This window comes from Cryobacterium sp. PH29-G1 (assembly GCF_030063365.1).
In the GTDB taxonomy this organism is placed as follows: Bacteria; Actinomycetota; Actinomycetes; order Actinomycetales; family Microbacteriaceae; genus Cryobacterium.
In genome coordinates, this window is the sequence record NZ_JASISY010000002.1 from 100595 (window position 1) to 123913 (window position 23319).

The following is a 23319-nucleotide window of genomic DNA, read 5'->3' on the forward strand; positions in this document are numbered from 1 at the left end:
GCGTTCCCTCTGCCGGTGAGTTCGCGCCGCGGGCCGCCCGGCGCTTCCTAGTTGGCGGTTCCGTCATCCCGACTGCGGCGCAGGGCAAGAAAATTCTCTAGTTCCGCGGCGATTTCATCAGCGGATGGAAGCTCACCGTCTTCGTCGGTCAGGGGCGAGCGCAGGGGGCTGCCCTCCATGTAGGCGTCATAACGTTGCTCGAGGGTGCCCACGAGCTTGGCCAACTCGGGATTGCCCTGCACCTGATCGTCGATGCGCGCGATGAACTCGCGATTCGCTTCGCGCAGGCGATCGGTGGGAAAGATCAAACCGGTCGATGCGCTCGCACTTTCGAGCGCGCTCAGGGCCGCGGCGGGAAACTCGGTATCGCCCAGATAGTGCGGGATCAGTAGCACGTACCCCACGGTCGAGGCCCCGAGTTCCTGCAAACGGAATTCGAGTAGGTGCAGGGCGTTGGCCGCAACCTGGGTGTGCGGCCGCCAGACCGAGCGGTTCTCGATGAGGTCCGAGCGCGTACCGCTCACGGTGACGCCGATCGGACGGGTGTGCGGAACGGGCATTGGGATGGCATGCACCCACGTCGTCGACGCCACCCGGAATCGATCGATGAGCTGAATCACCGCGGCGGTGAACTGCTCCCAGCGGAAGTCCGGTTCAAAACCGGTCAGAAACAGGAACGGTTGACCGATCTCATCGCGGGCGAGGTACAGCCGCAGCGATGGCGGCTGGTAATTCGTGAGGTGATCCTGATCGAAGTAGATGATCGGGCGCCTGGCCCGATAGTCGAGGAGGGTATCGGTATCGAATGAGGCCACCACTGTGTGATCCAGGGTGGTCAGGAGGTAATCGGTGAACTGCGCTACCGCGCCACCGGCATCCGCGAAGCCGGTCAGGCCTGCGATCAGGTGTAATCCCTCCGGGACGCCTTCGGCGTCTGCGGAGAGTTCGTACAGCTCGTCGGGGTCTAACATTCCTTAACTCTAATCCGGGGACCCTGTTTTCGCTGTGTTTGGGGGCGTTCACCATCGCGCCCACAGCGAACAGCCGCCGGCAGCTCTGAGCTCGCGTCGACGACCCCACGGCTACCATCGAGTATGACTGTTCCTACCCTGTCCCTGTCCACTGAGTCCGCGCGGGGTTCCGCCGCCGACATTCTCATCCTCGCCTCACTCCAAACGGATGACGGCGTGCAGCTGCTCGCGGATGCAACGCTCGGGGACGATCTCATCGCGTCGGTGGCGGCTCAGCTGCCGCTGCTCAACGTGACCGGGGCTCGTGACGAGGTGGTGCGCCTGGTCGCAGCGGTCGGCACCCCGCGCAGCATCGCCGTGGTCGGACTGGGCCGCGTGGTCAACGTTGATTCTCTCCGGCATGCGGCTGGCTCCGCTGTACGTCAGCTGACCGGCGCGGCATCGGTTGCCTTCGCTGTGCCGTTGCATAACGTCGATCAGGTGGAGGCCGTGCTCGAGGGAGCTGCACTCGGCGCATACTCCTATACGAGTTACCGGCACAGCTCACTGGCCGCCGCCAAGCTGCCGGCAAAAAATATTGCGGTCCACACCGAGACGGCGGCAGCCTCCGCCGTTGAGCGCGCCCTGATCAACGCCGAGGCGATCCGCCTGGTCAAGGACCTCGTGAACATGCCGCCGCTCGACCTCTACCCGGCGTCGCTGGCCGAGCTGGCGATTGAGGCCGCGACTGGGCTGCCCCTGGACGTAACCGTCTGGGACGAACACCAGCTCGCCGCCGACGGGTTCGGTGGTATCGCCGGTGTCGGCGCCGGATCCACCCGTCCGCCACGCCTGGTCAAGCTCAGTTACACGCCGAACGGCGCCACCAAGCACCTCGCGCTGGTGGGCAAGGGCATCACTTTTGATACCGGCGGGCTCTCGCTCAAGCCGCCGGCATCCATGGTCGGCATGAAGTACGACATGACGGGTGCCGCAACGGTTCTCGCCGTCGTCATTGCTGCTGCTCGCCTGCAGCTGCCGGTGCGGATCACCGCGTGGATGTGTATCGCCGAAAATATGCCATCGGGTTCGGCCATTCGTCCCAACGACGTGCTTCGCCTGCGCGGCGGCCGTACCGTCGAAGTGCTCAACACGGATGCCGAAGGTCGGCTGGTGCTCGCGGACGGCCTCGTGGCTGCTGGTGAAGAACACCCCGATGCCATCATCGACGTCGCCACGCTCACCGGTGCGGCCGTGGTCGCGTTGGGCAACCGCTATTTCGGCGCAATGGGAGATGATGCTCTCGTGCAGAACGTGCTCGATGCCAGCGCCGCCGTCGGTGAAACGGCCTGGCCTATGCCGTTCCCCGAGGAATTGCGCGCCACACTCAACTCCGACGTTGCTGACATCGCCAATGCGAAGATTGGGAGCTCGGCCGGAGGAATGCTGCTGGCGGGGGTCTTTCTGCAGGAATTCATTGGAACGGATGCCGCGGGCACCACGATCCCCTGGGCTCACCTAGACATCGCCGGGCCGGCCCAGAATTCGGGAGCCGGGTGGGGATTCACTGCCGCCGGACCGACCGGAGTGTCTGTTCGAGCGCTGCTTCGACTGGCCGAGGACTTTTCACGCCCGTAGTACAGTCGTAGGGGCAAGAAAAAGCTTGTCAAACCACGCGGCCGATCAATACAACATTCTTGGCCGACGTGACAAAGCGTAATGCGCGAGGGAGTAGCTGAGTGTCGGAACAGAATTTTGACATTGTCGTTCTCGGTGGCGGAAGCGGTGGATACGCAGCAGCGCTGCGCGCCGTGCAGCTGGGATTCACCGTTGGTCTGATCGAGAAGGGCAAACTCGGCGGCACCTGCCTGCACGTCGGTTGCATTCCGACCAAGGCCCTCCTGCACTCGGCCGAGGTCGCCGACGTCAGCCGTGAGGCCGCTAAATACGGCGTCAAGACCGCGTTCGAAGGCATTGATATCGCCGCTGTCACCGCGTTCCGCGAGGGCATCGTGGCGAGCAAGTACAAGGGACTTCAGGGCCTGATCAAGGCTCGTGGCATCACCGTGATCCAGGGTGAAGGCCGTCTGGTCTCCCCCACGACCGTGCAGGTCGGCGATGACATGATCGTCGGTAAGAACGTGATTCTGGCCACGGGTTCCTATTCCCGCTCGCTGCCCGGCCTTGAAATCGGCGGACGCGTCATCACGAGCGAGACCGCTCTGGCCTTGGACTATGTTCCCAAGAAGGTCGCCGTACTCGGCGGCGGCGTCATCGGAGTCGAGTTCGCGAGCGTATGGAAGTCTTTCGGCGCCGACGTCACGATCATTGAAGCACTGCCGCACCTCGTTCCCAACGAGGAAGAGTCCATTTCGAAGCAGTTGGAGCGCGCGTTCCGTAAGCGCGGAATCGAGTATTCCCTCGGCATCCGCTTTCAGAGCGTCACGCAGTCCGACGCGGGCGTTGTCGTCACCCTGGAAAACGGCGCAACCGTTGAAGCCGACCTCCTGCTCGTTGCCGTCGGCCGCGGCCCGGTCACGGCCGGCCTCGGCTTCGACGAGGTGGGCGTCACCATGGACCGCGGCTTCGTCATCACCGATGAGCGTCTCGCTACGAACATCCCCGGCGTCTATGCCGTCGGCGATATCGTTCCCGGCCTGCAGCTGGCCCATCGCGGGTTCCAGCAGGGAATCTTCGTCGCCGAGGAAATCGCCGGACTCAACCCGATCCTCGTCGAGGACGTGAACATCCCCAAGGTCACCTATTGTGACCCTGAGGTTGCTTCCGTCGGCTATAGCGAAGCCAAGGCGGCCGACAAGTTCGGTGCCGACCAGATTTCTACTTACGAGTACAACCTCGGCGGCAACGGCAAGAGTTCCATTCTTGGCACCGCCGGTTCGGTCAAGCTCGTGCGGGTCAAGGACGGCCCCATCGTCGGCATCCACATGATCGGTGCCCGCGTTGGCGAGCTCATCGGTGAAGGCCAACTCGTTGTGAACTGGGAAGCGTACCCGGAGGACATTGCTCCGTTCGTGCACGCCCACCCGACCCAGAACGAAGCGATGGGTGAGGCCTTCCTGGCTCTCGCCGGCAAACCGCTTCACGCGATGTAGTCGGTGCCCACTATTTTCATCCAATTTTTAGATAAGCAAACGGTTTTGAAGGAGACATACGCATGAGCGAATCCGTCAGCCTCCCGGCACTCGGAGAGAGTGTCACTGAGGGCACGGTCACCCGCTGGCTCAAGAACGTGGGCGACCGCGTGGAGGTCGACGAGCCGTTGCTCGAGGTATCGACCGACAAGGTGGACACGGAAATTCCGTCCCCGGTCGCCGGCATCATTGAAGCCATCCTGGTTCAGGAAGACGAGACCGTCGAAGTTGGCACGCCTCTCGTCACGATTGGCGACGGGTCTGGCGCTGCCGCACCCGCTGCTGAGGTACCTGCTGCTGAGGCTCCCGTAGCTGAGGCACCCGCTGCTGAGGCACCCGCTGCTGAGGCACCGGCTGCTGAGGCTCCCGTAGCTGAGGCACCCGCTGCTGAGGCACCGGCTGCTGAGGCTCCCGTAGCTGAGGCTCCTGTTCCGGCTGCGGCGCCCGAGCCGGCGCCGGCTCCGGCAGCTCCGGCAGCTCCAGCAGCTCCCGCGGCTCCGGCAGCTCCCGCCACGCCGGCCCCTGCCGCTGCTGCGGTTCCGGCCGCTGCTGCGCCCGCTGCCCCCGCAGCGCGTGGCTCGCACGCCGGCACCAGTGGCTACGTCACCCCGATCGTGCGCAAGCTTGCCAACGAAGCTGGTATCGACTTGTCGACGATCAGCGGCACTGGCGTGGGCGGACGCATCCGTAAGGAAGACATCGTGCAGGCCGCGTCGGCGGTCGGTTCGACCGTCGCTGCCCCGGTTGTCGAGGTGTCGCCGCTTCGCGGAACCACCCAGCCGATGTCCCGTCTGCGCAAGGTCGTGGCTGAGCGCGCCGTCATCTCCATGCAGTCGTCCGCCCAGCTCACCACAGTGGTTGAGGTTGACGTCACCCGCGTCGCCATGCTCCGCGACCGGGTCAAGGGCGCATTTGCCGAGAAGACCGGCAACAAGCTCTCGTTCCTGCCTTTCTTCGCTCTTGCTGCGGCTGAGGCGTTGCGTGCCATCCCGATCGTGAACGCCACGATCGATGGTGACACCATCGTCTACCCGGCCCAGGAGAACATCAGCATCGCGGTTGAGACCGACCGTGGCCTGCTCACGCCGGTTGTGCGCAACGCCGGGGAACTGGATCTGGCCGGTTTCGCTGACCAGATCGCTGACCTGGCTGCCCGCACTCGCGACAACAAGCTCAAGCCTGACGAGCTCAGTGGCGGAACGTTTACGCTGACCAACACGGGTTCGCGTGGCGCCCTGTTCGACACGCCCGTGGTGTTCCTGCCGCAGAGCGCGATTCTCGGCACCGGAATCGTCTACAAGAAGCCGCTCGTTGTCACCAACGATGGTCTTGACTCGATCGCGATTCGTTCGAGCGTGTACCTGGCGCTGTCCTACGACCACCGCATCATCGACGGTGCGGATGCAGCTCGCTTCCTCACCACGATGAAAGCACGGCTCGAAGCCGGTGCGTTCGAGGGCAACCTCGGAATCTAAAGGTCCTGCTTGATCGGCCCTGCTTGATCGGCGCTGATTGAATGGCACTGCCGAGTCGGCTGTGGATCAACTCAGGAGTCGAAAATCTCACGAAGACGCCAGCCGCCCTCGCCCTTGACCACAAGGACAGAGGCCGGCTGGCGTTCTTCGTGCCCGGGTACCGGTGACAACGCGATCACGGCCAGGTCTCCGTTTCGTTCAGCGAGCACGGCACGATACTCCAGATAGTCGGGCAGGTCCTGGCTCGACGCGTCGCTCTGGCGCTCGCGCACGTTGTAGCTGTCCAGGGCGAGCATCGCCGAACCGCTCTGGTCCACGTCGACCAGACAGAGAAGTGAGTCGGCGGCCAGACAGATCGCACGACGGGCGAGCAGGGCGCGCACGGCGGCGACGGGGTCATCGCCCGTAATCGCTGCTGGGTTCGGCGGCTCGGCGGCAGGCTGGCCGGGGTCAGGCTGGCCGGGGTCAGGCTGGCCGGGGTCAGGCTGGCCGGGATTCTGGCCGGTATCCGGCCCTGAGTCAGCGCCGGAACCCGTGATATCGGGATCGGCGCCGTCAGGAACCGCGGTGTCAGGCACGCCGATCCCGTGCGTCGCGGCATCCGTTTCAGCAACGTCTGGAGCTGTCGCTGAGGCTGTACCGGGCGGTATGTCGGACTCCCTCGCCGTTGTCCCCACGGCGCCGGCCACACCAGCGTCACCGGCACGCCCCAACACCGGAAACAGTGTCAGAGCCAGCACGAGAACGCTGGCACCCCCCAGAAGGGCCACCAGAAGCGGCCGCTGGTGGCCGTGCAGTCGTTTGCGTAGTGCATGCCCGACGGCTTTGACGGGGTGTGAATCGACCCGGGTTCGAAGCAGCTGCCCGAACCGTGCCCATCCGCGCGCTGCCCGCCCTGACACTCGCTGCAACAAGGCTGCACCCCGCCCGGAGAGCTGACGCACAGTGTTGCTATGGCGGCCGAGGCGCCCACTGGGTGATACGTCTGTCCAGCCGGTCAGACTGTCGTCGACGCCCAGGATGAATTGGCCCGCCATCTGGTCGGCGACGGCGTTGGACGCATCGTTGGCCCGGCCGTGAGCGACACCCCCACGCCGGTCGTGGTCGCTGCCTGCCAGGATCGGTGCGATCCGGCGAGGAGGGCTTCCATCGGGCACCCGTGGAGTGCCGATATGGCGGCGAATCCGTACACTGTCGATGCGTCCCGCAGCGTCAGCGTCGGTCCGGCCATTGGCGTGGGATGGGCGGGACTCCGGCCGTTCGCCGGGGTCGAAGCCGCGCAGGGGCATGGCATCGGCCCACTCGAAGAGGTCACGCTCCAATCGCACCAGGACCGAACCGAGCGCCTGCCGCTCAGCTGCTGTCGGCCCGGACGTCAAGGCACCTCGTTGCGGGTTCACGCGGCTCTGGAATCGCTGCAGGAACCCGACCTCGGTAGCGCGCTGCACCATGGTCTCATCGAGTGCGTCACAGACAGTCTGCAACACCAGTCCAAGACGCGCATAGTCGGCGTGCAGCAGCCCCGCGCGTTCGCGGGGCCGATCGGTAAGGTGCCGGGCTGCGCGGAAACCGGTCAGCACGGGTCGGCCGTTTCCGTCGAGCAGAATTGTGGCTTGACTGAGGCTCCCGTGCGCGAAACCGGCCGAGTGCAGGGCAGCGAGGGAAACCGTGATGGGGGCGAGCAGGGTCACCGCCTCCCCGGGCGACAGACGAGGGTGCTCGATGAGGTATTTGGCCAATGATCCCCCCGACAGCCGTTCCAGAATCAGACAGATGCGGCCGTCGCCCAGTTGCGCGACATCGAGTAACCGCACGAGTCTCGGAGCAGCCGCCGACGTGAGTACGGCGATGTCGAGTTCAATGCTCGCTGGTGGGGTGTCCGCGTGGAAAATCTTCAGGGCAACTGCGTTTGCCGTGCCGGAATGACCCAGATACACCACGGCCCGATCCCCCGTGCCGAGCAACCGGATGACGCGGTGCCCGGCCAGCACGGCACCGGTTTCGGCGGCCGGCTCGGCCGGTTCATCAGGGTCAGGATTGCTGCGCGCTCTCACACACCCATGATTGGACCTAATCCCCAGAGGCGACTTGCGCAACCGCTATCCGTGCACAAGTCGATACCACCGGAACTGTGGAGGATCAGCGCGAGACGATCTGGAGAACGCCACGGGCCCCGCTGGTCCCGACCAACCGGGTCCCCTAGACTAGTCGGATGCTCGACTTTGTCGTCGCGGGGCTAAGCGCCAACTCCGTGCCGTATGTTGAGGGCCTTGAGCTCCAACGCGCAGTCCATCGTTCCGTCGTCGCCTGTGAGCGACCGGACACCGTCCTCCTCCTGGAGCATCCGGCCGTTTACACCGCCGGAAAACGCACCCTCCCCGAGGAACGTCCCGTCGACGACACGCCGGTCATCGACGTTGACCGAGGGGGCAAGATCACCTGGCACGGCCCCGGCCAACTCGTGGGGTACCCGATTCTGCACCTGCCGGAGCCCGTTGACGTCGTCGGCTACGTTCGAACACTCGAAGAGATCCTGATCGAGGTCCTGATCGAGTTCGGCATCGATGCGGTCCGAGTCGTCGGACGATCCGGTGTGTGGGTCGGTCCGGCCGGTCACGAAGACAAGATTGCCGCCATCGGAATCCGCGTTGCCCACGGGGTGACCATGCACGGCTTCGCGCTCAACTGCAGCAACTCGCTCGAGGCCTATTCCCGCATCATCGCCTGCGGAATCCGCGATGCCGGAGTGACCACGATGTCACGCGTACTCGGACGCACCGTCGACCCGAGCGACCTGATCGACCCGATTACGGCCGCCTTCCAGCGCGCCACGACCCTGAATTCAGCCAACGCGAGCCCGACCGAGATGACCCCGATCAGCCTGGACACCGTCAGCCTCGATACCGTCAGCCTCGATACCGTCAGGACGAACGCATGAGCGCAGTACCCGAAGGCCGCAAGTTATTGCGTCTGGAAATTCGAAACGCGGAGACTCCGATCGAACGAAAGCCCGCCTGGATCAAGACGGTCGCCAAAATGGGGCCGGAATATCAGAAATTGCAAAGTCTGGTGAAGAGCGAAAACTTGCACACTGTGTGTCAGGAAGCCGGGTGCCCGAATATATTTGAATGTTGGGAGGATCGCGAAGCTACCTTCCTGATCGGTGGATCGCAGTGCACGAGACGGTGCGACTTTTGCCAGATCGACACCGGAAAGCCGGCTGACTACGACACGGACGAGCCGCGCCGCGTCGGTGAATCCGTCGTAACGATGAACCTGCGCTACGCGACTGTGACCGGTGTCGCTCGCGACGACCTGCCCGATGAGGGCGCCTGGCTCTACGCCGAAACGATCCGCCAAATTCACCAGCAAAGCCCGGGTACCGGAGTCGAAATTCTGGTGCCGGACTTCTCCGGCAATCCGGAGCACCTCGCCCAGGTCTTTGACGCCAAGCCGGAGGTTTTCGCTCACAACGTGGAAACCGTGCCGCGCATCTTCAAGCGGATACGCCCGGCGTTTCGGTATGAACGCTCACTCGACGTGCTCACACAGGGTCGTACGGCCGGAATGATCACCAAGTCCAACCTCATCCTCGGTATGGGTGAGGAACGCGCCGAAATCACCCAGGCATTGCACGACCTGCACGAGGCCGGCACCGACATCATCACGATCACGCAGTACCTGCGTCCGAGTGCACGGCATTTGCCTGTGGCCCGCTGGGTACGGCCCGAGGAATTCGTCGAACTCAACGAGGAAGCCAAGGAGATCGGCTTTCTTGGCGTTCTATCCGGACCGCTCGTACGATCCTCGTATCGTGCGGGTCGACTGTGGGCCCAGTCCATGGTCGCGACCGGTCGGGAGATCCCCGCAGAATTGCGCCAGCTGGCGGATGCCCAGCTCGGATTTGCCCAGGCCGTTTCGTGAGCGAATTCGGTTACGCAGCATTGGAGTGACTAGGTAGTCTTATACCCATGGCACGCAGCAAGGAAAAGACCCCCAAAAAACCAAAACAGCCCGGCCGCTTGAAGCAAATGTGGCAGGTTTTCCAGATGACGAGGCGCTACGACTCGAACATCGTCTGGATACTGGTTTTGGCCTTCCTCATACCCGTTCTAATCAGCCTGGCTTTGGCCCTGTTGATCCCGGGCAGCAACGTCTTCACGATGGTGCTCTGGATCGTTGCCGGCGTGCTCGCCGGAATTCTGGCGATGCTCATCATTCTGGGCCGACGCGCTGAAAAGGCGGCCTATTCTCAGATCGAAGGTCAGCCCGGTGCCGTCGGTGCCGTGCTGCGCAGCTCACTCAAGCGCGGTTGGGTAGGCAGCGAGATGCCGGTGGCCGTGAACGGCAAAACCCAGGATGCGATTTACCGTGCTGTCGGTCGCGGCGGCGTCGTGCTGATCAGTGAGGGACCCAAAACACGCACTGCTCGCATGCTCGACGAAGAAAAGCGCAAGATCGTTCGAATCGGCGGCAACGTCAGCGTCACGGTGATCTCGGTCGGACCGGACCTCGACGCCGTGCCGCTACACAAACTGGCTCGCCGTCTGACCAGAATCAAGCCCACCCTGACCAAGGCCGAGGTGCTCGCCGTCAACAACCGACTCAACTCCATGGGAACGAAGCTTCCCATTCCCAAGGGCGTTGACCCAATGAAGGCCCGACCGCAGCGCGGCTGACCATATTGACACGGGAACGATGAAGGGGCCGGGCGAAAGCCAGGCCCCTTCATCGTCCCCCTTCGATCTGCTACTGGCGAATAAGTGCGGTTCCCGCGATCTTGTCGTGAAAGCCGCGCTGGTCCGAGTCCCAGACCAACGCGGGAATGGCGATTCCCAGAAGTGCGGAACGCACCACGGGACGCCACAACCCCACCCAGCCACCGTGGATGGAAATGACACGCAACCCGACGACGCGGTGGCCGATGCTGGCACCGATCGTGGGGATGAAGACGATTTGCAGGATCACAAAAATGATGAGGTTGGCTGCGGGATCGTAGTCAAAAAAGACCGCAGAGACGCCGATGGCGATGGCCCAATCGATGGCGAAACCGAGTAGGCGTCGCCCGGGCCGGCCAATGGAACTGGGCCCGGTTGGTGGTAATCCGAGCCGCTCCCCCGGCCATTTACTGGGTGGAAGCTGACCAAAAGTGTTCGGGCGGGGATCGGAGTCTGGCACCCGATGAGTCTACCGACGAGGCATCCCTGTAACATGGGCGAAACATAAGCGTCACGGACAGGTAACGCAGCGCTACTAATCTCAGTGAAGCCGATGTGTCCGATTCGGCCGTTTCCACACCCTCGTCGTCTGGAGTTAAACCGCATGTTCCGCGATTCGTCCGAAGTGCTTAAATTCATCAAAGACAATGACGTCAAGTTCCTTGACATCCGTTTTACCGATCTGCCCGGTGTGCAGCAGCACTTCAACATTCCGGCATCCACCGTCGATGAAGAATTCTTCACCGTTGGCCAAATGTTCGATGGCTCCTCGATCCGCGGCTTCGCGTCGATCCACGAATCGGACATGCAGCTTATCCCCGACGTATCAACGGCGTACCTCGACCCGTTCCGCGCCGAGAAGACGCTCATCATGCTCTTCGACATCTACAACCCGCGCAACGGCGAGATTTATGCCAAGGACCCGCGTCAGGTAGCCAAGAAGGCCGAGAAATACCTCGCATCGACGGGAATCGGCGACACCGCATTCTTCGGTTCCGAAGCCGAGTTCTACATCTTCGATGATGTGCGCTACGAAGTGAACCAGCACACGAGCTACTACAAGGTCGACTCGAGCGAGGGTGCCTGGAACTCGGGACGCGACGAAGACGGTTCCAACCTTGCCAACAAGACCCCGTTCAAGGGCGGCTACTTTCCGGTCAGCCCGGTTGACCAGCACGTTGACATGCGCGACGACATCTGCCTCAAGCTGATCGAATCGGGCCTCGTGCTCGAGCGCAGCCACCACGAAGTGGGTACCGGTGGCCAGGGCGAGATCAACTACAAGTTCGACACCATGGTGGCCGCTGCCGACGACCTGCTGAAATTCAAGTACATCGTCAAGAACACCGCGCACGAGTGGAACAAGACCGCAACGTTTATGCCCAAGCCGCTCTTTGGCGACAACGGCTCCGGAATGCACACCCACCAGTCCCTCTGGGCCGACGGCAAGCCGTTGTTCTACGATGAGGCCGGCTATGGCGGACTGTCCGATCTGGCTCGCTGGTACATTGGCGGCCTGCTCAAGCACGCCCCCGCCGTGCTCGCCTTCACGAACCCCACGGTCAACTCATACCACCGTCTCGTTCCCGGCTTTGAAGCCCCGGTCAACCTGGTCTACTCGGCCGGTAACCGCTCCGCGTCCATCCGGATCCCGATCACCGGAACCAACCCGAAGGCAAAGCGCCTGGAGTTCCGCGCTCCGGACGCTTCCGGTAACCCGTACCTCGCCTTCGCCGCGCAGCTCATGGCGGGCCTGGATGGAATCAAGAACCGTATTGAGCCGCATGAGCCCGTCGACAAGGACCTCTACGAGCTGCCGCCCGAGGAAGCCAAGAACATTCCCCAGCTTCCCGGATCGCTCGAGGAAGCCCTGCAGGCTCTCGAAGCCGACCACGACTTCTTGCTGGCCGGAAACGTGTTCACGCCGGAACTGATCGAAACCTGGATCCAATACAAGCGCGAAAACGAGATCAAGCCGCTCGCTCAGCGTCCGCACCCGTTCGAGTTCGAGCTCTACTACGGCGTGTAGGCCCTGACCGCACACAGAAGGGACCGCATCTTCGGATGCGGTCCCTTCTGTGTGCTGGCAGTGCATGCGGCGCCAGCGACCGGCGGTCGGGTCCCCGTGCCGAAGCCAGCGTCAGCCTCGGGTGGTTCCTGGCCCTTCGACCGGTCCATAGAACAGGCGTTCAAACACGGCGCGGGCCCGTCGGGTCACGGCGAGATAGTCGTCTTCGAGCTGATTGCCCGAACCGGGCGGGTATTCCATGACCCGGGCGATGCCCTCGAGGGCAGCACGATCGGTGGGCAAAACGTTCGAGGTGTGATTCGTCCACAGCGTGATGGCCGAACGGGCGCGTGAGGCAAAGATCCACGCGCTGCGCAACACTGCGGCATCCGCTGCCGGAATAAAACCGGCGGTGACCGCCTCGGCCAGAGCAGCCAGGGTTGACGTCGTGCGCAGCGCCGGAATCGCAGCAGCGTGCTGCAGCTGCAGAAGCTGGACCAGCCATTCAACGTCGCTGAGCGAACCGCGGCCCAATTTGAGGTGGCGGTTTGGATCGGCTGCCTGAGGCAGGCGCTCATTCTCCACTCGAGCCTTGATCCGGCGAACCTCACGCACGGCCTGCTCGCTGATGGCGGCGGGATACCGCACCTCGTCGGCAACGGCCTCAAAGTCGCGCAGTAGTGCGGCGTCGCCCGCAACGCCGCGCCCGCGGAGGAGTGCCTGAGCCTCCCAGGTCAGGGACCAGCGACGGTAGTACGCCTGGTACGAGTCGAGTGAGCGTACCACCGGTCCGTTGCTGCCCTCCGGGCGCAGCCCAATGTCCAGGTCGAGCGGCAACCGGGCGTCGTCAGTGAGCCGGTTGAGTTCGCGCACGATAAAGCGGGCACGATCATTGGCCGCTTCGCCCTCCAGCGACCCAGCGCGGAAGACATACATGACGTCGGCGTCGGAACCGAAACCGAGCTCAGCGCCGCCGAAGCGGCCCATGCCGATGACCCCAAACTCGATGCCATCGCCGCTGCCGGCGGAGTCGGAGCCATCCGGGGTGAGGAAGTCTCCCCCACGAATAGCAGCGATCACGCCCTGGATGAAGGTGGCGTTGACGTCGGTGAGGCCTTGGCCGAGTTGGTCGAGATCGATCTGGCCGAGGAGTGAGGCTAAGGCCAGACGCAGCATCTCACGGCGGCGGGCCACACGGAGGATAGTTGCGGCGGCATCCGGGCTCTCATGCCGGCCCAGCACCGCCCGGGTCTCGTCCTGGAGGGCCTTGAGCGGTCGAGCCTGCAGGTCAGCCTCATCTTCGAGCCAAGCGACAGCTTCGGGGATTTTTTCCAAAAGTTCGCCGATGTACCGACTTCCGGACAACACCCGGGTGAGACGTTCGGCGGCGCCCGAGGAGTCCCGCAACATGCGCAAAAACCAATAGGTCGAACCCAGATTGTCGCTGAGTCGACGGAAGGCGAGAAAGCCGTAGTCCGGATCGGCACCCTGCGAGAACCACTGCAGGAGGACGGGGAGGAGATGCCGCTGGATGGTCGCGCGCCGGGATACACCCCCGGAGAGGGCAGCGATGTGGGCCAGCGCTCCTTTGGTGTTGAGGAATCCGATGGCCGCCAGGCGGGCTTCGGCCTGCGCACTCGTGAGGTTCAGGCCCTCGGCGGGAAGTGACGCCACAGCTGACAGAAGCGGGCGGTAGAACAGCCGTTCGTGCAGCCCGCGTACCCGCTGTTTGGTCTCCGACCAGCGCAGAGTCAGCCCGGCCGCGCTGGTGGCCAGACCCGTCGAGCGGGCGAGCACCCGCAGATTTGCCTCGTCTCGCGGTACGAGGTGCGTGCGGCGGAGCTTCTGCAGCTGCAGCCGATGTTCCATCAGGCGCAGCATGCGGTAGTCCTGAGCGAATTCGGTCGCTTCCGCCCGGCCCACGTACCCGGCGCCGGCCAGCGCAGTCAACGCTGGAAGGGTGCCGGCCTGACGAACCTCGGGGTCGGCCTGACCGTGCACGAGTTGGAGTAGCTGCACCGTGAATTCGATATCGCGCAAACCACCGGGACCGAGTTTGAGCTGCACATCGACCTCATCGTCGGGAATATTGTCGGTGACCCGCTCACGCATCCGCTGCACGGATTCGACAAAATTCTCCCGGCTGGCGCTGTTCCAGACCTTTGGAGTGACGGCGTCGATGTAACGGGCGCCGAGCTCTCGGTCACCAGCCAGTGTGCGGGCTTTGAGGAGGGCCTGGAACTCCCAACTCTTGGCCCAGCGGTCGTAGTAGGCGAGGTGAGACTCGATCGATCGTACGAGCGCTCCGCTCTTGCCTTCCGGGCGCAGATTAGGGTCCACTTCCCAGAGCTCGGGTTCGACGTCGGACTCGCCGAGACCGCGCATCACGATCATCGCCAGCTTGGTCGCGATTTCAACGGCCCGGGAGCTTTCCAGACCGACCGTTTCGTTTCCGTCAGCAACGAAGATGACGTCAACGTCGCTGACATAGTTGAGTTCGCTGGCACCGGCCTTGCCCATGCCGATAATGGCCAGGCGGGTGGCGCGCACCTCGTCGTGTGGAAAGACACCACGACCGGCAACGTCGCCGCTGCACATCGTGCGAGCGACCGCGAGGGCGGTCTCCAGCGCTGCGGTGGCGAGGTCGGACAGGGTGCGGGCCACGGCGTCGAGCCCGGCCACGGGGTCGTCCTGTTCCAGGTCGAAAGCGGCGAGCTGGGCGAGGCGCCGCCGATAGCGCACCCGGAGGGCGATCCAGGCTGCATCATCCGTCAGGCGGGAGAATCCGTCGACCGCGGCCACCGAGTCCAGCAGATCGTTCACCAGATCGTCGACGCTCGGGAGTGTCAGCATCGGTGCGGACAACACCGACAATTCTTCGGGATGCCGGAGAAAAAAATCGCTGAGCCCGATCGATGCCCCGACGACTTTCAATAGCCGCTCGGTCGCCGACGGCGACTGGAGGAGTTCGAACAGTGCGGGTGAACCCTGCCGGAGTAGCTCGACGAGCGCGACGAGCGCGGCATCCGGGCTTGCCGTTGCGGCGAGGAGGGGTAGCAGTAGGCGTGTGTCGGTCAACCGCCCGGATGAACCAGCCTGGCCCCGGGGGCTCGCTGCACCGAGGAGCGCGACCTCATCAAGCCGAGCACGTACCTCTCCGAGATCAACGAAACCGACCCGTACGAGTTCGGTCCGGGTCAGCTGCATTTGCTCCATCGCGGGTGATTCCTTCGACTCGTCGGCACTGATGGCTCGTGTTCGTTGGCGTGACACGAGTGGCGTGGGTACGTCAGTCGGTTCTCACCAGAGCCGCACGCCTGGAGGCCGCGTGGGCCAGCCAGACGCGCGTTTGGTCTGCAGACGTCAGTGACTGTTAGAGCATCTCCAGGTTTTTATGCAGTTCGAACGGGGTGACCTGCGACCGGTAGTCTCGCCACTCTTGCCGCTTGTTGAGTAGAACGTAGTTGAAGACCTGTTCGCCGAGCGTCTCCGCGACGAGCTCGGACTCTTCCATGGATCGAATGGCGTGATCGAGGCTGGCCGGAAGCTGGGTGTATCCGAGCGCACGTCGTTCGGTGTCGCTGAGGCTCCAGACATTGTCTTCGGCTTCGGGCGGCAATTCGTACTCTTCTTCGATGCCCTTGAGTCCGGCGGCCAGCATGAGGGAATAGGCCAGATACGGGTTGGCGGCGGAGTCAATCGCCCGGTACTCTACGCGGGCGCTCTGGCCCTTGTTGGGCTTGTAGAGCGGTACACGCACCAGTGCCGAGCGGTTGTTGTGGCCCCAGCAGACGAAGCTGGGGGCTTCGTCGCCGCCCCACAGGCGCTTGTAGGAGTTGACGAACTGGTTGGTCACCGCGGTGATCTCCGGGGCGTGCTTCAGCAGCCCGGCAATGAACTGGCGGCCGATTTTCGACAGTTGGTATTGGGCGCCGGCCTCGTAGAAGGCGTTCGCGTCGCCTTCAAACAACGACATGTGGGTGTGCATGCCGGATCCGGGGTGCTCCGACATGGGCTTGGGCATGAACGTCGCATAGACGCCCTGCTCGATCGCTACTTCCTTGACCACGGTACGGAACGTCATGATGTTGTCGGCGGTGGTGAGAGCGTCGGCGTAGCGCAGGTCAATTTCGTTCTGGCCGGGACCGGCTTCGTGGTGGCTGAACTCAACGGAAATACCGAGATCTTCGAGCATGCGCACGGAACGGCGCCGAAAATCGTGTGCGGTTCCGCCGGGAACGTTGTCGAAATAGCCCGCCTTGTCCACCGGAATCGGCCCGTTCTTGCCGTACTTAGACGACTTGAGCAGGTAGAACTCCACCTCGGGGTGAGTGTAAAACGTGAAGCCGCGGTCGGCCGCTTTGGCGAGGGTTCGCTTGAGAACGTTGCGCGGGTCGGCCACAGCGGGCTGGCCGTCCGGGGTGGTGATGTCGCAGAACATGCGGGCGGTGGGATCGACTTCTCCGCGCCACGGCAGAATCTGGAACGTGGTGGGGTCCGGGTGAGCCAGGACATCCGCTTCGAAGGAGCGCGTGAGTCCCTCGATGGCGGAGCCGTCGAAACCGAGGCCTTCATTGAAGGCTCCCTCAACCTCGGCGGGTGCAATAGCCACCGATTTCAGAGTTCCGACGACATCTGTGAACCAGAGTCGAACGAACTTGATTCCTCGCTCCTCGATGGTTCGAAGAACGAAGTCGCGCTGCTTGTCCATTCACGCTCTTTCTGCTTGTTCCGACAGGTATGTTCCCAACTAACCAACTACTACTGTCTAGGCTACTGGCTCCAAGCAGGATTGCTGGCCTGACTACACTTGTCGCATGCCAGAGTTGACAGCACCAGAGCCCGACCCCACGGTTTCTTCTCCCGATGCCGGGGTTCGCCACCCCTACGGTGCGGCCGTCGGGCCGAAGCGAGTGCGCACCCGACACTTTCAAAACGCCAAGTTGCAGGGCGTCCCGATTACGGGGCTGACCAGTTACGACATGCTTACCGCCCAGATCTTCGACGAGGCCGGGATCGATTTTCTGCTTGTGGGTGATTCAGCCGGTAACAACGTGTTCGGTTATGAGACGACTCTCCCGGTGACGGTCGACGAGCTCATCCCCCTGACGCGTGCTGTGGCGCGTGCGGTATCCCGCGCGCTGGTGGTCGCCGACATGCCGTTCGGTTCGTACGAAAGCGGTCCGGATCAGGCCCTGGCAACAGCAGTTCGCTTCATGAAGGAAGCTCAGGCGCACGCTGTGAAGCTCGAGGGGGGCCAGCGCAGTCATAAACAGATCAAACGCATCGTCTCGGCGGGAATCCCGGTGATGGGTCATATCGGTTTCACGCCGCAGAGCGAACACGGGTTGGGCGGCCACATAATTCAGGGCCGGGGCGACGCCGCCGAAGAACTCATCGCGGACGCCCTTGCCGTGCAGGATGCCGGAGCGTTTGCCGTGGTGCTGGAGATGGTGCCGGCCACAGTCGCCGCTCGCGTCACAGAACGGCTCTCGATTCCGACCATCGGCGTTGGGGCCGGGCCGTCCGTTGACGGTCAGCTGCTGGTGTGGACGGACTTCGCAGGAATGACCAGCGGTCGCGTGCCCAGATTCGTGCGGCAATACGCCGACGTCCGTGCCGTGCTGACGGATGCTGTGCAGCGCTTTACCGCCGACGTCGCTTCGGGCGTGTACCCGGCTCCCGAGCATAGCTACGAGTAGATAGTCAGGAGGGTCAGAACTCTGAGGGCCTGGTGCTGCCCAGACGCTAGTCGTGGGTCAGCGGGCGTCGCGAGCGTCGTCCTCGGACCACTTGGCGCTATTGGCGCGCAGCTTCTCCAGCGCGTGGGCTGCCTCATCGCGGGTGGCAAACGGTCCGACCCGATCCAGCGACGTTGATTGCAAGCCCTGCTCCACTTCGCCGGTGTGCATGTTGTACCAGAATGCGTGTTCTTTGTCCTCGGCCATAAGCTTGATCCTATGCCTAAGGATTCAATCGGTCACCTCACCCCGGGAACGGTGTCCTCGACCCGTTCCGTTCCGTCCCATATCGTTCGTCCGGAGTACGTCGGCAAGAAGGGCCCCGCCCCGTTCACCGGATCTGACGTCTATTCTGCCGAGCGGATCGAGCTCATTCGAGAATCCGGACGCATCGCCGCCCGGGCGATCGTCGCGGTCGGGCAGGCGATAGTTCCGGGGGTAACCACCGAAGAACTCGACCAGATCGGTCACGACTACATGGTGGCCAACGACGCGTACCCCTCAACTCTCGGCTACCGCGGCTACCCGAAATCGTTGTGCAGCTCGGTGAATGAGGTCATTTGCCACGGAATCCCCGACAACACGGTGCTCGAAAACGGCGACATCGTCAATATTGACATCACGGCGTTCAAGAATGGCGTGCACGGCGATACCAACGTCACATTCATCGTCGGCGAGGCTAGCGAGGAAGTGACCCTGCTGGTCGAACGCACCAGGGAGGCGCTCGCTCGCGGCATCAAGGCCGTGGCTCCCGGGCGCCAGGTGAACGTGATCGGACGCACCATCGAGTCTTATGCCAAAAGATTCAACTACGGCGTTGTGCGCGACTACACGGGCCACGGAGTCGGCGAGGCGTTCCACTCCGGCCTGATCATTCCGCACTACGACGCGCCGCAGTACGACACGGTCATGGAAGTTGGGATGGTCTTCACCATCGAGCCGATGCTCACCCTCGGCAGCAGCGACTGGGATATTTGGAGTGATGACTGGACGGTGCTCACCCGCGACCGCAGCATGACCGCCCAGTTTGAACACACCCTCGTGGTGACCGAGCGCGGCGCCGAGATTCTCACTCTGCCCTGACCGGCTCTTCGAACAGATAGGTTCATCTCATGACGGCAACGACGGCAATCGGCATCGACATCGGCGGTACGGGAATCAAGGGAGCGGTGGTTGATCTCTCGACCGGCGAACTTCTCTCCGATCGCGTGAAGTTGGCCACTCCGAAGGGTGGTCGCCCGCAAGACATCGTCGAGACCACCCGCGCACTACTGGCTACCGTCTCCCAAGGCGTCGGTGACCTGCCCGTCGGCGTGTGTTTTCCCGCCGTCGTGAAGGATGGCCACACGATGTCGGCGGCGAACGTATCGTCGAAGTGGATCGGGCTGGCCGCGGAGGCACTCTTCGAAAAAGGGTTGAATTTGCCCATTCACTTCGTTAACGACGCGGATGCTGCCGGTTACGCGGAAGCGCAATTCGGAGCGGCCAAGGGCGTGGCCGGTGTCGTGCTGCTGACCACGCTCGGCACCGGCATCGGTTCGGCGCTGCTGAACGACGGCGTTCTGGTGCCCAATACCGAGCTTGGTCACCTTGAGATCGACGGGCATGATTACGAGACCCGCGCCGCGTATTCCGCCAAGGAGCGTGAAAAACTCAGCTGGGACAAGTGGGCCGCTCGCCTACAAAAATACTATTCGACATTGGAACTGCTGTTCTCGCCCGACCTGTTTATTGTCGGCGGCGGTGTGTCGAAACACCACGAGAACTTTCTACCCCTGCTCAATTTGAAGACTCGGATCATTCCGGCCGTGCACCGCAACAATGCCGGAATTCTCGGCGCTGCGGCCCTGGCAGCTCGGTTCCCGAGCTAGCTCCGCTCCGCAGTCGCCCACTTCGGGGCCGGCTAACCAGTGGGGGAATGGGCCGGCTATTACGCCGGGTTCTGTCCAGGTGTTTGCACACCGTCGACGGCCATCTATCTCGTGACTACGTTACCGCAGCCCTCTAGCGGTCTACCCGAAAGCTCGGCGAGCCGCCTCAGCGCTTTCTGTCTGACCTTGCTCCGGACGAGGTTTACCGAGCCGACCAGGTCACCCTGGCCTCTGGTGGTCTCTTACACCACCGTTTCACCCTTACCACCACGCCCAACCCGAAGGTTAGGCACGGTGGCGGTCTACTTTCTGTGGCACTGTCTCGCGGGTTGCCCCGGGTGGGTGTTACCCACCATCCTGCTCTGTGGAGCCCGGACGTTCCTCGGCATTCGTTGGATCCGAAGATCTGGCGAATGACGCGACCGTCTTGCCGACCCATTCCGAGAATCCAGCCTACAGGGCGGGCGGGGCTGCGCCGAACCGGCCTAGATTCCGGACTCGTCGGTGCGCACCAGCACGGCGCCGCAGTCTGGGCAAAAGATGACCTCGTCGGCTGGCGCCTGGCGGGCTTCCGCGAGGTCACTGCCGGTTAGAGTCATGGTGCATCCGCTGCAGGTGCGGGCGCGCAGCAGCGCCGCGGCGTTTCCGTGGCCGGAGATGCGCAGACGCTCGTAGAGGGCCGCGAGGTCATCGGGAAGGGTCGCGGCGACCGTTGCTCGGTCACGAGTGAGCTCACCAAGCTGACGGGTGAGATCGACCAGCACCTCGTCGCGCGCGGATTCGGTAACGCTCACGCGCTCGGCGATGGCATCCCGTTCCTTTTCCACCACGGCCACGGCGGCCTCGTGCTCTTCCTGACGCTCCAAAACGGCGATTTCGATCTCCTCGAGGTCGAAGAGGCGTTTCTTGAGGGAGGCGATTTCGGAGTCCAGAGCCTGGATGTCCTTGATCGAGGAGGTGTGCTGTAACCGGTCGGTGTCGCGTGCGATGCGCTTTTCAACGACCTCGACGTCACTCTCGATGCGCCCGAGTTCGGTGCGGACGTCATCGAGTTCACCCGACCGACCAAGCAGTTTCATGCGGCTGGCTTCTGATTCACGGCCCAGCGCCGCCAGCTCGGTGTGCTGCACGAGAGACTTTGACTGGTGGCTGAGCTGAAGAACCTTGATGTCGAGGGCCTGAAGCCGCAGAAGTTCCTTCTGCTGGAGTGGTGATGCCTTCACGATGTCCTGACCTAACGCTGGAAGTGAGATGTGGTGCGGAAAATTTGAATGGTTCGGAGGTTAGTGCACAACGGCCCAGGACCACGGGTCGGTGTTCAGATCGCTCACCGTGACCAGCATGCCCGGTAGAGCCGCGCGTAACTGGGCGGCCGCCGGTTCGAGCCAGAGCCACTCGCTGGCCCAGTGTGAAACGTCTATGAGGGCGGGTCCGCCGGCGCACAACGCTTGCTCTCGAGCTTCGGAGGCCGGGTGATGACGCAGATCGGACGTGATATAGACATCCGCGGTGAGCACGGCCGGTTGGCGCAGTAGCGAATCGCCCGCGCCACCGCAGAGGGCGACGGTTTGGATCGGCGCAGAGTAGTCGCCGGCGACACGCACACCGGAGGCCGTCGCCGGCAGCAGGGCCAGGAGGGTGTGGGCGAGGTGGCCGAGGGTTGTCGGCGTAGCCAATCGGCCGACCCTACCGATCCCGGTACCCGGCGCGGCACTGTCGGTGATCGGTCTCGCGTCGACCAAGCCGAGACGGGTGGCGATGGTATCGGACACACCATCAGCGACAACATCAGCGTTGGTGTGTGCGGCCAGAAGGGCGCACTGGGCGCGAATCAGCCGGCTGAGCAGTGCACCCTTGTAGCCATCCTCCGCAACGCTCGTGACGCCGCGCAGGAGCAACGGATGATGCGTCAGGAGCAGGTCGGCCCCCGTTGAAATGGCCTCGTCAACGGTGTCGGCAACGGCGTCAACGGCGAGATGGATGCTGCGCACCGGTTGGGATGGATCACCGCTCACCAGACCCGGAGTATCCCATTCCTCGGCGCCGTTGAGCGGCCACAGGGTATGGGCGACCTGGGTAACGTCGGCTAGCGAGAATGACACCTGTTCAGCCTACCGGGCGCCCGGCCGTAGAGCTTCGCCGAACGCGGGCAACCCGATGCACCGCGCCCGGCGAAACGGTCGAAAAAATCAGTAGTCGTAATCGTCGAACTGGGCGGCAGCCGACTCTTCCCGGGTCCAGGCGGCGGGAATCATCGCGCCGGACTGAGCTTTTCGGTGCAGAAAATCAGTCGTTTCCGGTTCGATGAGTTCCGGCGACGGGGTCTCGGCTGTGACGCTCATCAACTGGCTCGCGGCCCCGATCAAGAATTGCGCGCGGAGCAGGTTTCCGTTCTCGCCCATCACGGGAATGTCCACGACGTCAACCTGACGACGGTTGCACAGTGCTTCGGCATAGAGCAGGACGGCATCGGCGATATCGCTGCCGGTTATTACCGAACCGCCCGGATGGAATATGTGCTTCATGTTCGCCCCTCGAATGCTCACGGAAAAGAATTCACGTGCTTCCAGGGTCCGGGGTCGCAAGTCACATTATATGCCCGCACCGGTCCGGGACGCTGCACTCCCGGCTGTTTCGCATGTTGCGCCGTTTGGAGGCCTCCGGCGAAGCCGGCGGTTCGTGACTCTATAGAGTCAACTCGCGATTCACGATGCGCTCGGCCACGTTCACCAGTGGAAGACCATTGTTTCGGGCGTAGTCTCGAATTTTGTTAAAGGCATCACCCATGTGCATGCCATGGGTATAGGCGAGTACGCCCTTGGCTTGTTCGATGAGGACGCGACTGTTGAGTGCATACTGGAGCTGCTGACGAACGATATCGCTCTCGCGAATGGCCCGTTCCTGCAGAATTCCAATCGTAGCCACATCTGCCAGTGCCTGCACCGTGTTGGTGTCCCCCGCGCTTAGGCCCCCGGTTCGATCCCAGAACAAATTGAGAGAACCAATGGTCGTGGCGCGGAGTCGTAGCGGAACGGCATGCATGGAAGCGAAGCCCTGCGCCAAGGCGCCTTCTCGAAACTTCGGCCACTTGTCGGTGCGCTTAATGTCGGGAATGGCGACTGCTAAGCCGGTGGTGAAGCTCTCCACACAGGGACCGCTGCCCGCCCGCAGCTGGAGTATTTCGACGAGCCTGCTGCGTTCGTTGGTTGACGCCATGACTTCGAGTTCGCCCTCACCGGCCGACAGGATGATACCCGCTGCCGAGGCCTCGAGAAGAGCGGCACACTTTTCCACGAGCGTGTGCAGAAGATCGACGACATCATAGTCGGCGACGAGAGTATCGGCCAGGGTAACGAAGGCTTCGACGAGTTGACCTTCCCGGGTTTTTGTCACCATCGTTCCAT

The 23319-nt window shown here is 63.1% G+C and carries 20 protein-coding genes and 1 other RNA gene; 10 read left to right on the forward strand and 11 right to left on the reverse strand.

Features of this window, described 5'->3' with window-relative positions; all coding sequences use genetic code 11:
• Positions 1-47: 47 nt before the first annotated feature.
• Positions 48-971 carry a proteasome assembly chaperone family protein gene (locus tag QMK22_RS02895; RefSeq protein WP_283496134.1) on the reverse strand — a complete coding sequence of 308 codons (924 nt, stop codon included), beginning with the start codon at positions 969-971 and terminating at the stop codon, positions 48-50.
• A 123-nt stretch (positions 972-1094) separates the two neighbouring features.
• Between QMK22_RS02895 and QMK22_RS02900 the strand changes: the two genes are divergently transcribed.
• From QMK22_RS02900 to QMK22_RS02910, 3 genes are all read left to right on the forward strand, one after another.
• Positions 1095-2588 carry a leucyl aminopeptidase gene (locus QMK22_RS02900; protein ID WP_283496135.1) on the forward strand — a complete coding sequence of 498 codons (1494 nt, stop codon included), beginning with the start codon at positions 1095-1097 and terminating at the stop codon, positions 2586-2588.
• Positions 2589-2689: 101 nt separating this feature from the next.
• Complete coding sequence (gene lpdA, locus QMK22_RS02905) at positions 2690-4063, forward strand: dihydrolipoyl dehydrogenase (protein WP_283496136.1); 1374 nt, start codon at positions 2690-2692, stop codon at positions 4061-4063.
• Between the two features lie 62 nt (positions 4064-4125).
• Complete coding sequence (locus tag QMK22_RS02910) at positions 4126-5577, forward strand: 2-oxo acid dehydrogenase subunit E2 (RefSeq protein WP_283496137.1); 1452 nt, start codon at positions 4126-4128, stop codon at positions 5575-5577.
• 71 nt (positions 5578-5648) lie between these two features.
• On the opposite strand, the gene QMK22_RS02915 is transcribed toward QMK22_RS02910, so the two are convergent.
• Positions 5649-7631 (reverse strand): protein kinase domain-containing protein, encoded by a 1983-nt coding sequence (locus tag QMK22_RS02915; protein WP_283496138.1) that lies wholly within the window; start codon positions 7629-7631, stop codon positions 5649-5651.
• Between the two features lie 158 nt (positions 7632-7789).
• Between QMK22_RS02915 and lipB the strand changes: the two genes are divergently transcribed.
• The 3 genes from lipB to QMK22_RS02930 are packed head-to-tail and all read left to right on the forward strand — an operon-like array spanning position 7790 to position 10256.
• Positions 7790-8515: a lipoyl(octanoyl) transferase LipB gene (gene lipB, locus QMK22_RS02920; protein WP_283496139.1), complete on the forward strand. Its 726-nt coding sequence runs from the start codon at positions 7790-7792 to the stop codon at positions 8513-8515.
• The gene (gene lipA, locus QMK22_RS02925) at positions 8512-9501 is read left to right on the forward strand and encodes a lipoyl synthase (protein WP_283496140.1); all 990 of its coding nucleotides are present in this window, start codon (positions 8512-8514) and stop codon (positions 9499-9501) included. Before lipB ends, lipA begins: the two co-directional genes overlap by 4 nt.
• Positions 9502-9548: 47 nt before the next feature.
• The gene (locus QMK22_RS02930) at positions 9549-10256 is read left to right on the forward strand and encodes a DUF4191 domain-containing protein (protein ID WP_283496141.1); all 708 of its coding nucleotides are present in this window, start codon (positions 9549-9551) and stop codon (positions 10254-10256) included.
• Between the two features lie 70 nt (positions 10257-10326).
• Here QMK22_RS02930 and QMK22_RS02935 read toward each other — a convergent pair whose 3' ends face one another.
• The gene (locus tag QMK22_RS02935) at positions 10327-10755 is read right to left on the reverse strand and encodes an RDD family protein (protein WP_283496142.1); all 429 of its coding nucleotides are present in this window, start codon (positions 10753-10755) and stop codon (positions 10327-10329) included.
• Between the two features lie 144 nt (positions 10756-10899).
• Between QMK22_RS02935 and glnA (QMK22_RS02940) the strand changes: the two genes are divergently transcribed.
• Positions 10900-12324, forward strand: coding sequence for a type I glutamate--ammonia ligase (gene glnA / locus QMK22_RS02940; RefSeq protein ID WP_283496143.1), 1425 nt, complete (start codon positions 10900-10902; stop codon positions 12322-12324).
• Positions 12325-12435: 111 nt separating this feature from the next.
• Here the strand turns inward: glnA (QMK22_RS02940) and QMK22_RS02945 are convergent, their stop codons facing one another.
• Both QMK22_RS02945 and glnA (QMK22_RS02950) read right to left on the reverse strand, forming a co-directional pair.
• Positions 12436-15519, reverse strand: a complete 3084-nt coding sequence (locus QMK22_RS02945; RefSeq protein ID WP_283496144.1) for a bifunctional [glutamine synthetase] adenylyltransferase/[glutamine synthetase]-adenylyl-L-tyrosine phosphorylase — start codon at positions 15517-15519, stop codon at positions 12436-12438.
• 157 nt (positions 15520-15676) lie between these two features.
• Entirely contained in the window at positions 15677-17014 is a 1338-nt protein-coding gene (gene glnA, locus QMK22_RS02950) for a type I glutamate--ammonia ligase (RefSeq protein ID WP_283496145.1), read from the reverse strand.
• A gap of 106 nt (positions 17015-17120) precedes the next feature.
• On the opposite strand from glnA (QMK22_RS02950), the gene panB reads away from it, so the two are divergent.
• Positions 17121-18005: a 3-methyl-2-oxobutanoate hydroxymethyltransferase gene (gene panB / locus QMK22_RS02955; protein WP_283496146.1), complete on the forward strand. Its 885-nt coding sequence runs from the start codon at positions 17121-17123 to the stop codon at positions 18003-18005.
• 57 nt (positions 18006-18062) lie between these two features.
• Here panB and QMK22_RS02960 read toward each other — a convergent pair whose 3' ends face one another.
• Positions 18063-18251, reverse strand: a complete 189-nt coding sequence (locus QMK22_RS02960; protein WP_283496147.1) for an SPOR domain-containing protein — start codon at positions 18249-18251, stop codon at positions 18063-18065.
• A 12-nt stretch (positions 18252-18263) separates the two neighbouring features.
• Here QMK22_RS02960 and map point away from each other — a divergent pair, with 12 nt between their 5' ends.
• Both map and ppgK read left to right on the forward strand, forming a co-directional pair.
• Positions 18264-19127 (forward strand): type I methionyl aminopeptidase, encoded by an 864-nt coding sequence (map, locus tag QMK22_RS02965; protein ID WP_283496148.1) that lies wholly within the window; start codon positions 18264-18266, stop codon positions 19125-19127.
• A gap of 29 nt (positions 19128-19156) precedes the next feature.
• Positions 19157-19915: a polyphosphate--glucose phosphotransferase gene (gene ppgK / locus QMK22_RS02970; protein WP_283496149.1), complete on the forward strand. Its 759-nt coding sequence runs from the start codon at positions 19157-19159 to the stop codon at positions 19913-19915.
• 44 nt (positions 19916-19959) lie between these two features.
• Here the strand turns inward: ppgK and rnpB are convergent.
• The 5 genes from rnpB to QMK22_RS02995 all read right to left on the reverse strand — a co-directional run bounded on the left by rnpB (position 19960) and on the right by QMK22_RS02995 (position 23311).
• An RNA gene (rnpB, locus tag QMK22_RS02975) (RNase P RNA component class A) lies at positions 19960-20353 on the reverse strand.
• A gap of 47 nt (positions 20354-20400) precedes the next feature.
• Positions 20401-21138 carry a zinc ribbon domain-containing protein gene (locus QMK22_RS02980; protein ID WP_283496150.1) on the reverse strand — a complete coding sequence of 246 codons (738 nt, stop codon included), beginning with the start codon at positions 21136-21138 and terminating at the stop codon, positions 20401-20403.
• A gap of 60 nt (positions 21139-21198) precedes the next feature.
• Positions 21199-22017 carry a Nif3-like dinuclear metal center hexameric protein gene (locus QMK22_RS02985; RefSeq protein WP_283496151.1) on the reverse strand — a complete coding sequence of 273 codons (819 nt, stop codon included), beginning with the start codon at positions 22015-22017 and terminating at the stop codon, positions 21199-21201.
• Between the two features lie 87 nt (positions 22018-22104).
• Positions 22105-22440, reverse strand: a complete 336-nt coding sequence (locus QMK22_RS02990) for a hypothetical protein (protein WP_283496152.1) — start codon at positions 22438-22440, stop codon at positions 22105-22107.
• A 160-nt stretch (positions 22441-22600) separates the two neighbouring features.
• A complete protein-coding gene (locus tag QMK22_RS02995; RefSeq protein WP_283496153.1) occupies positions 22601-23311 on the reverse strand; it encodes a GAF and ANTAR domain-containing protein in 711 nt (236 codons plus the stop codon).
• Between the last annotated feature and the right edge of the window lie 8 nt (positions 23312-23319).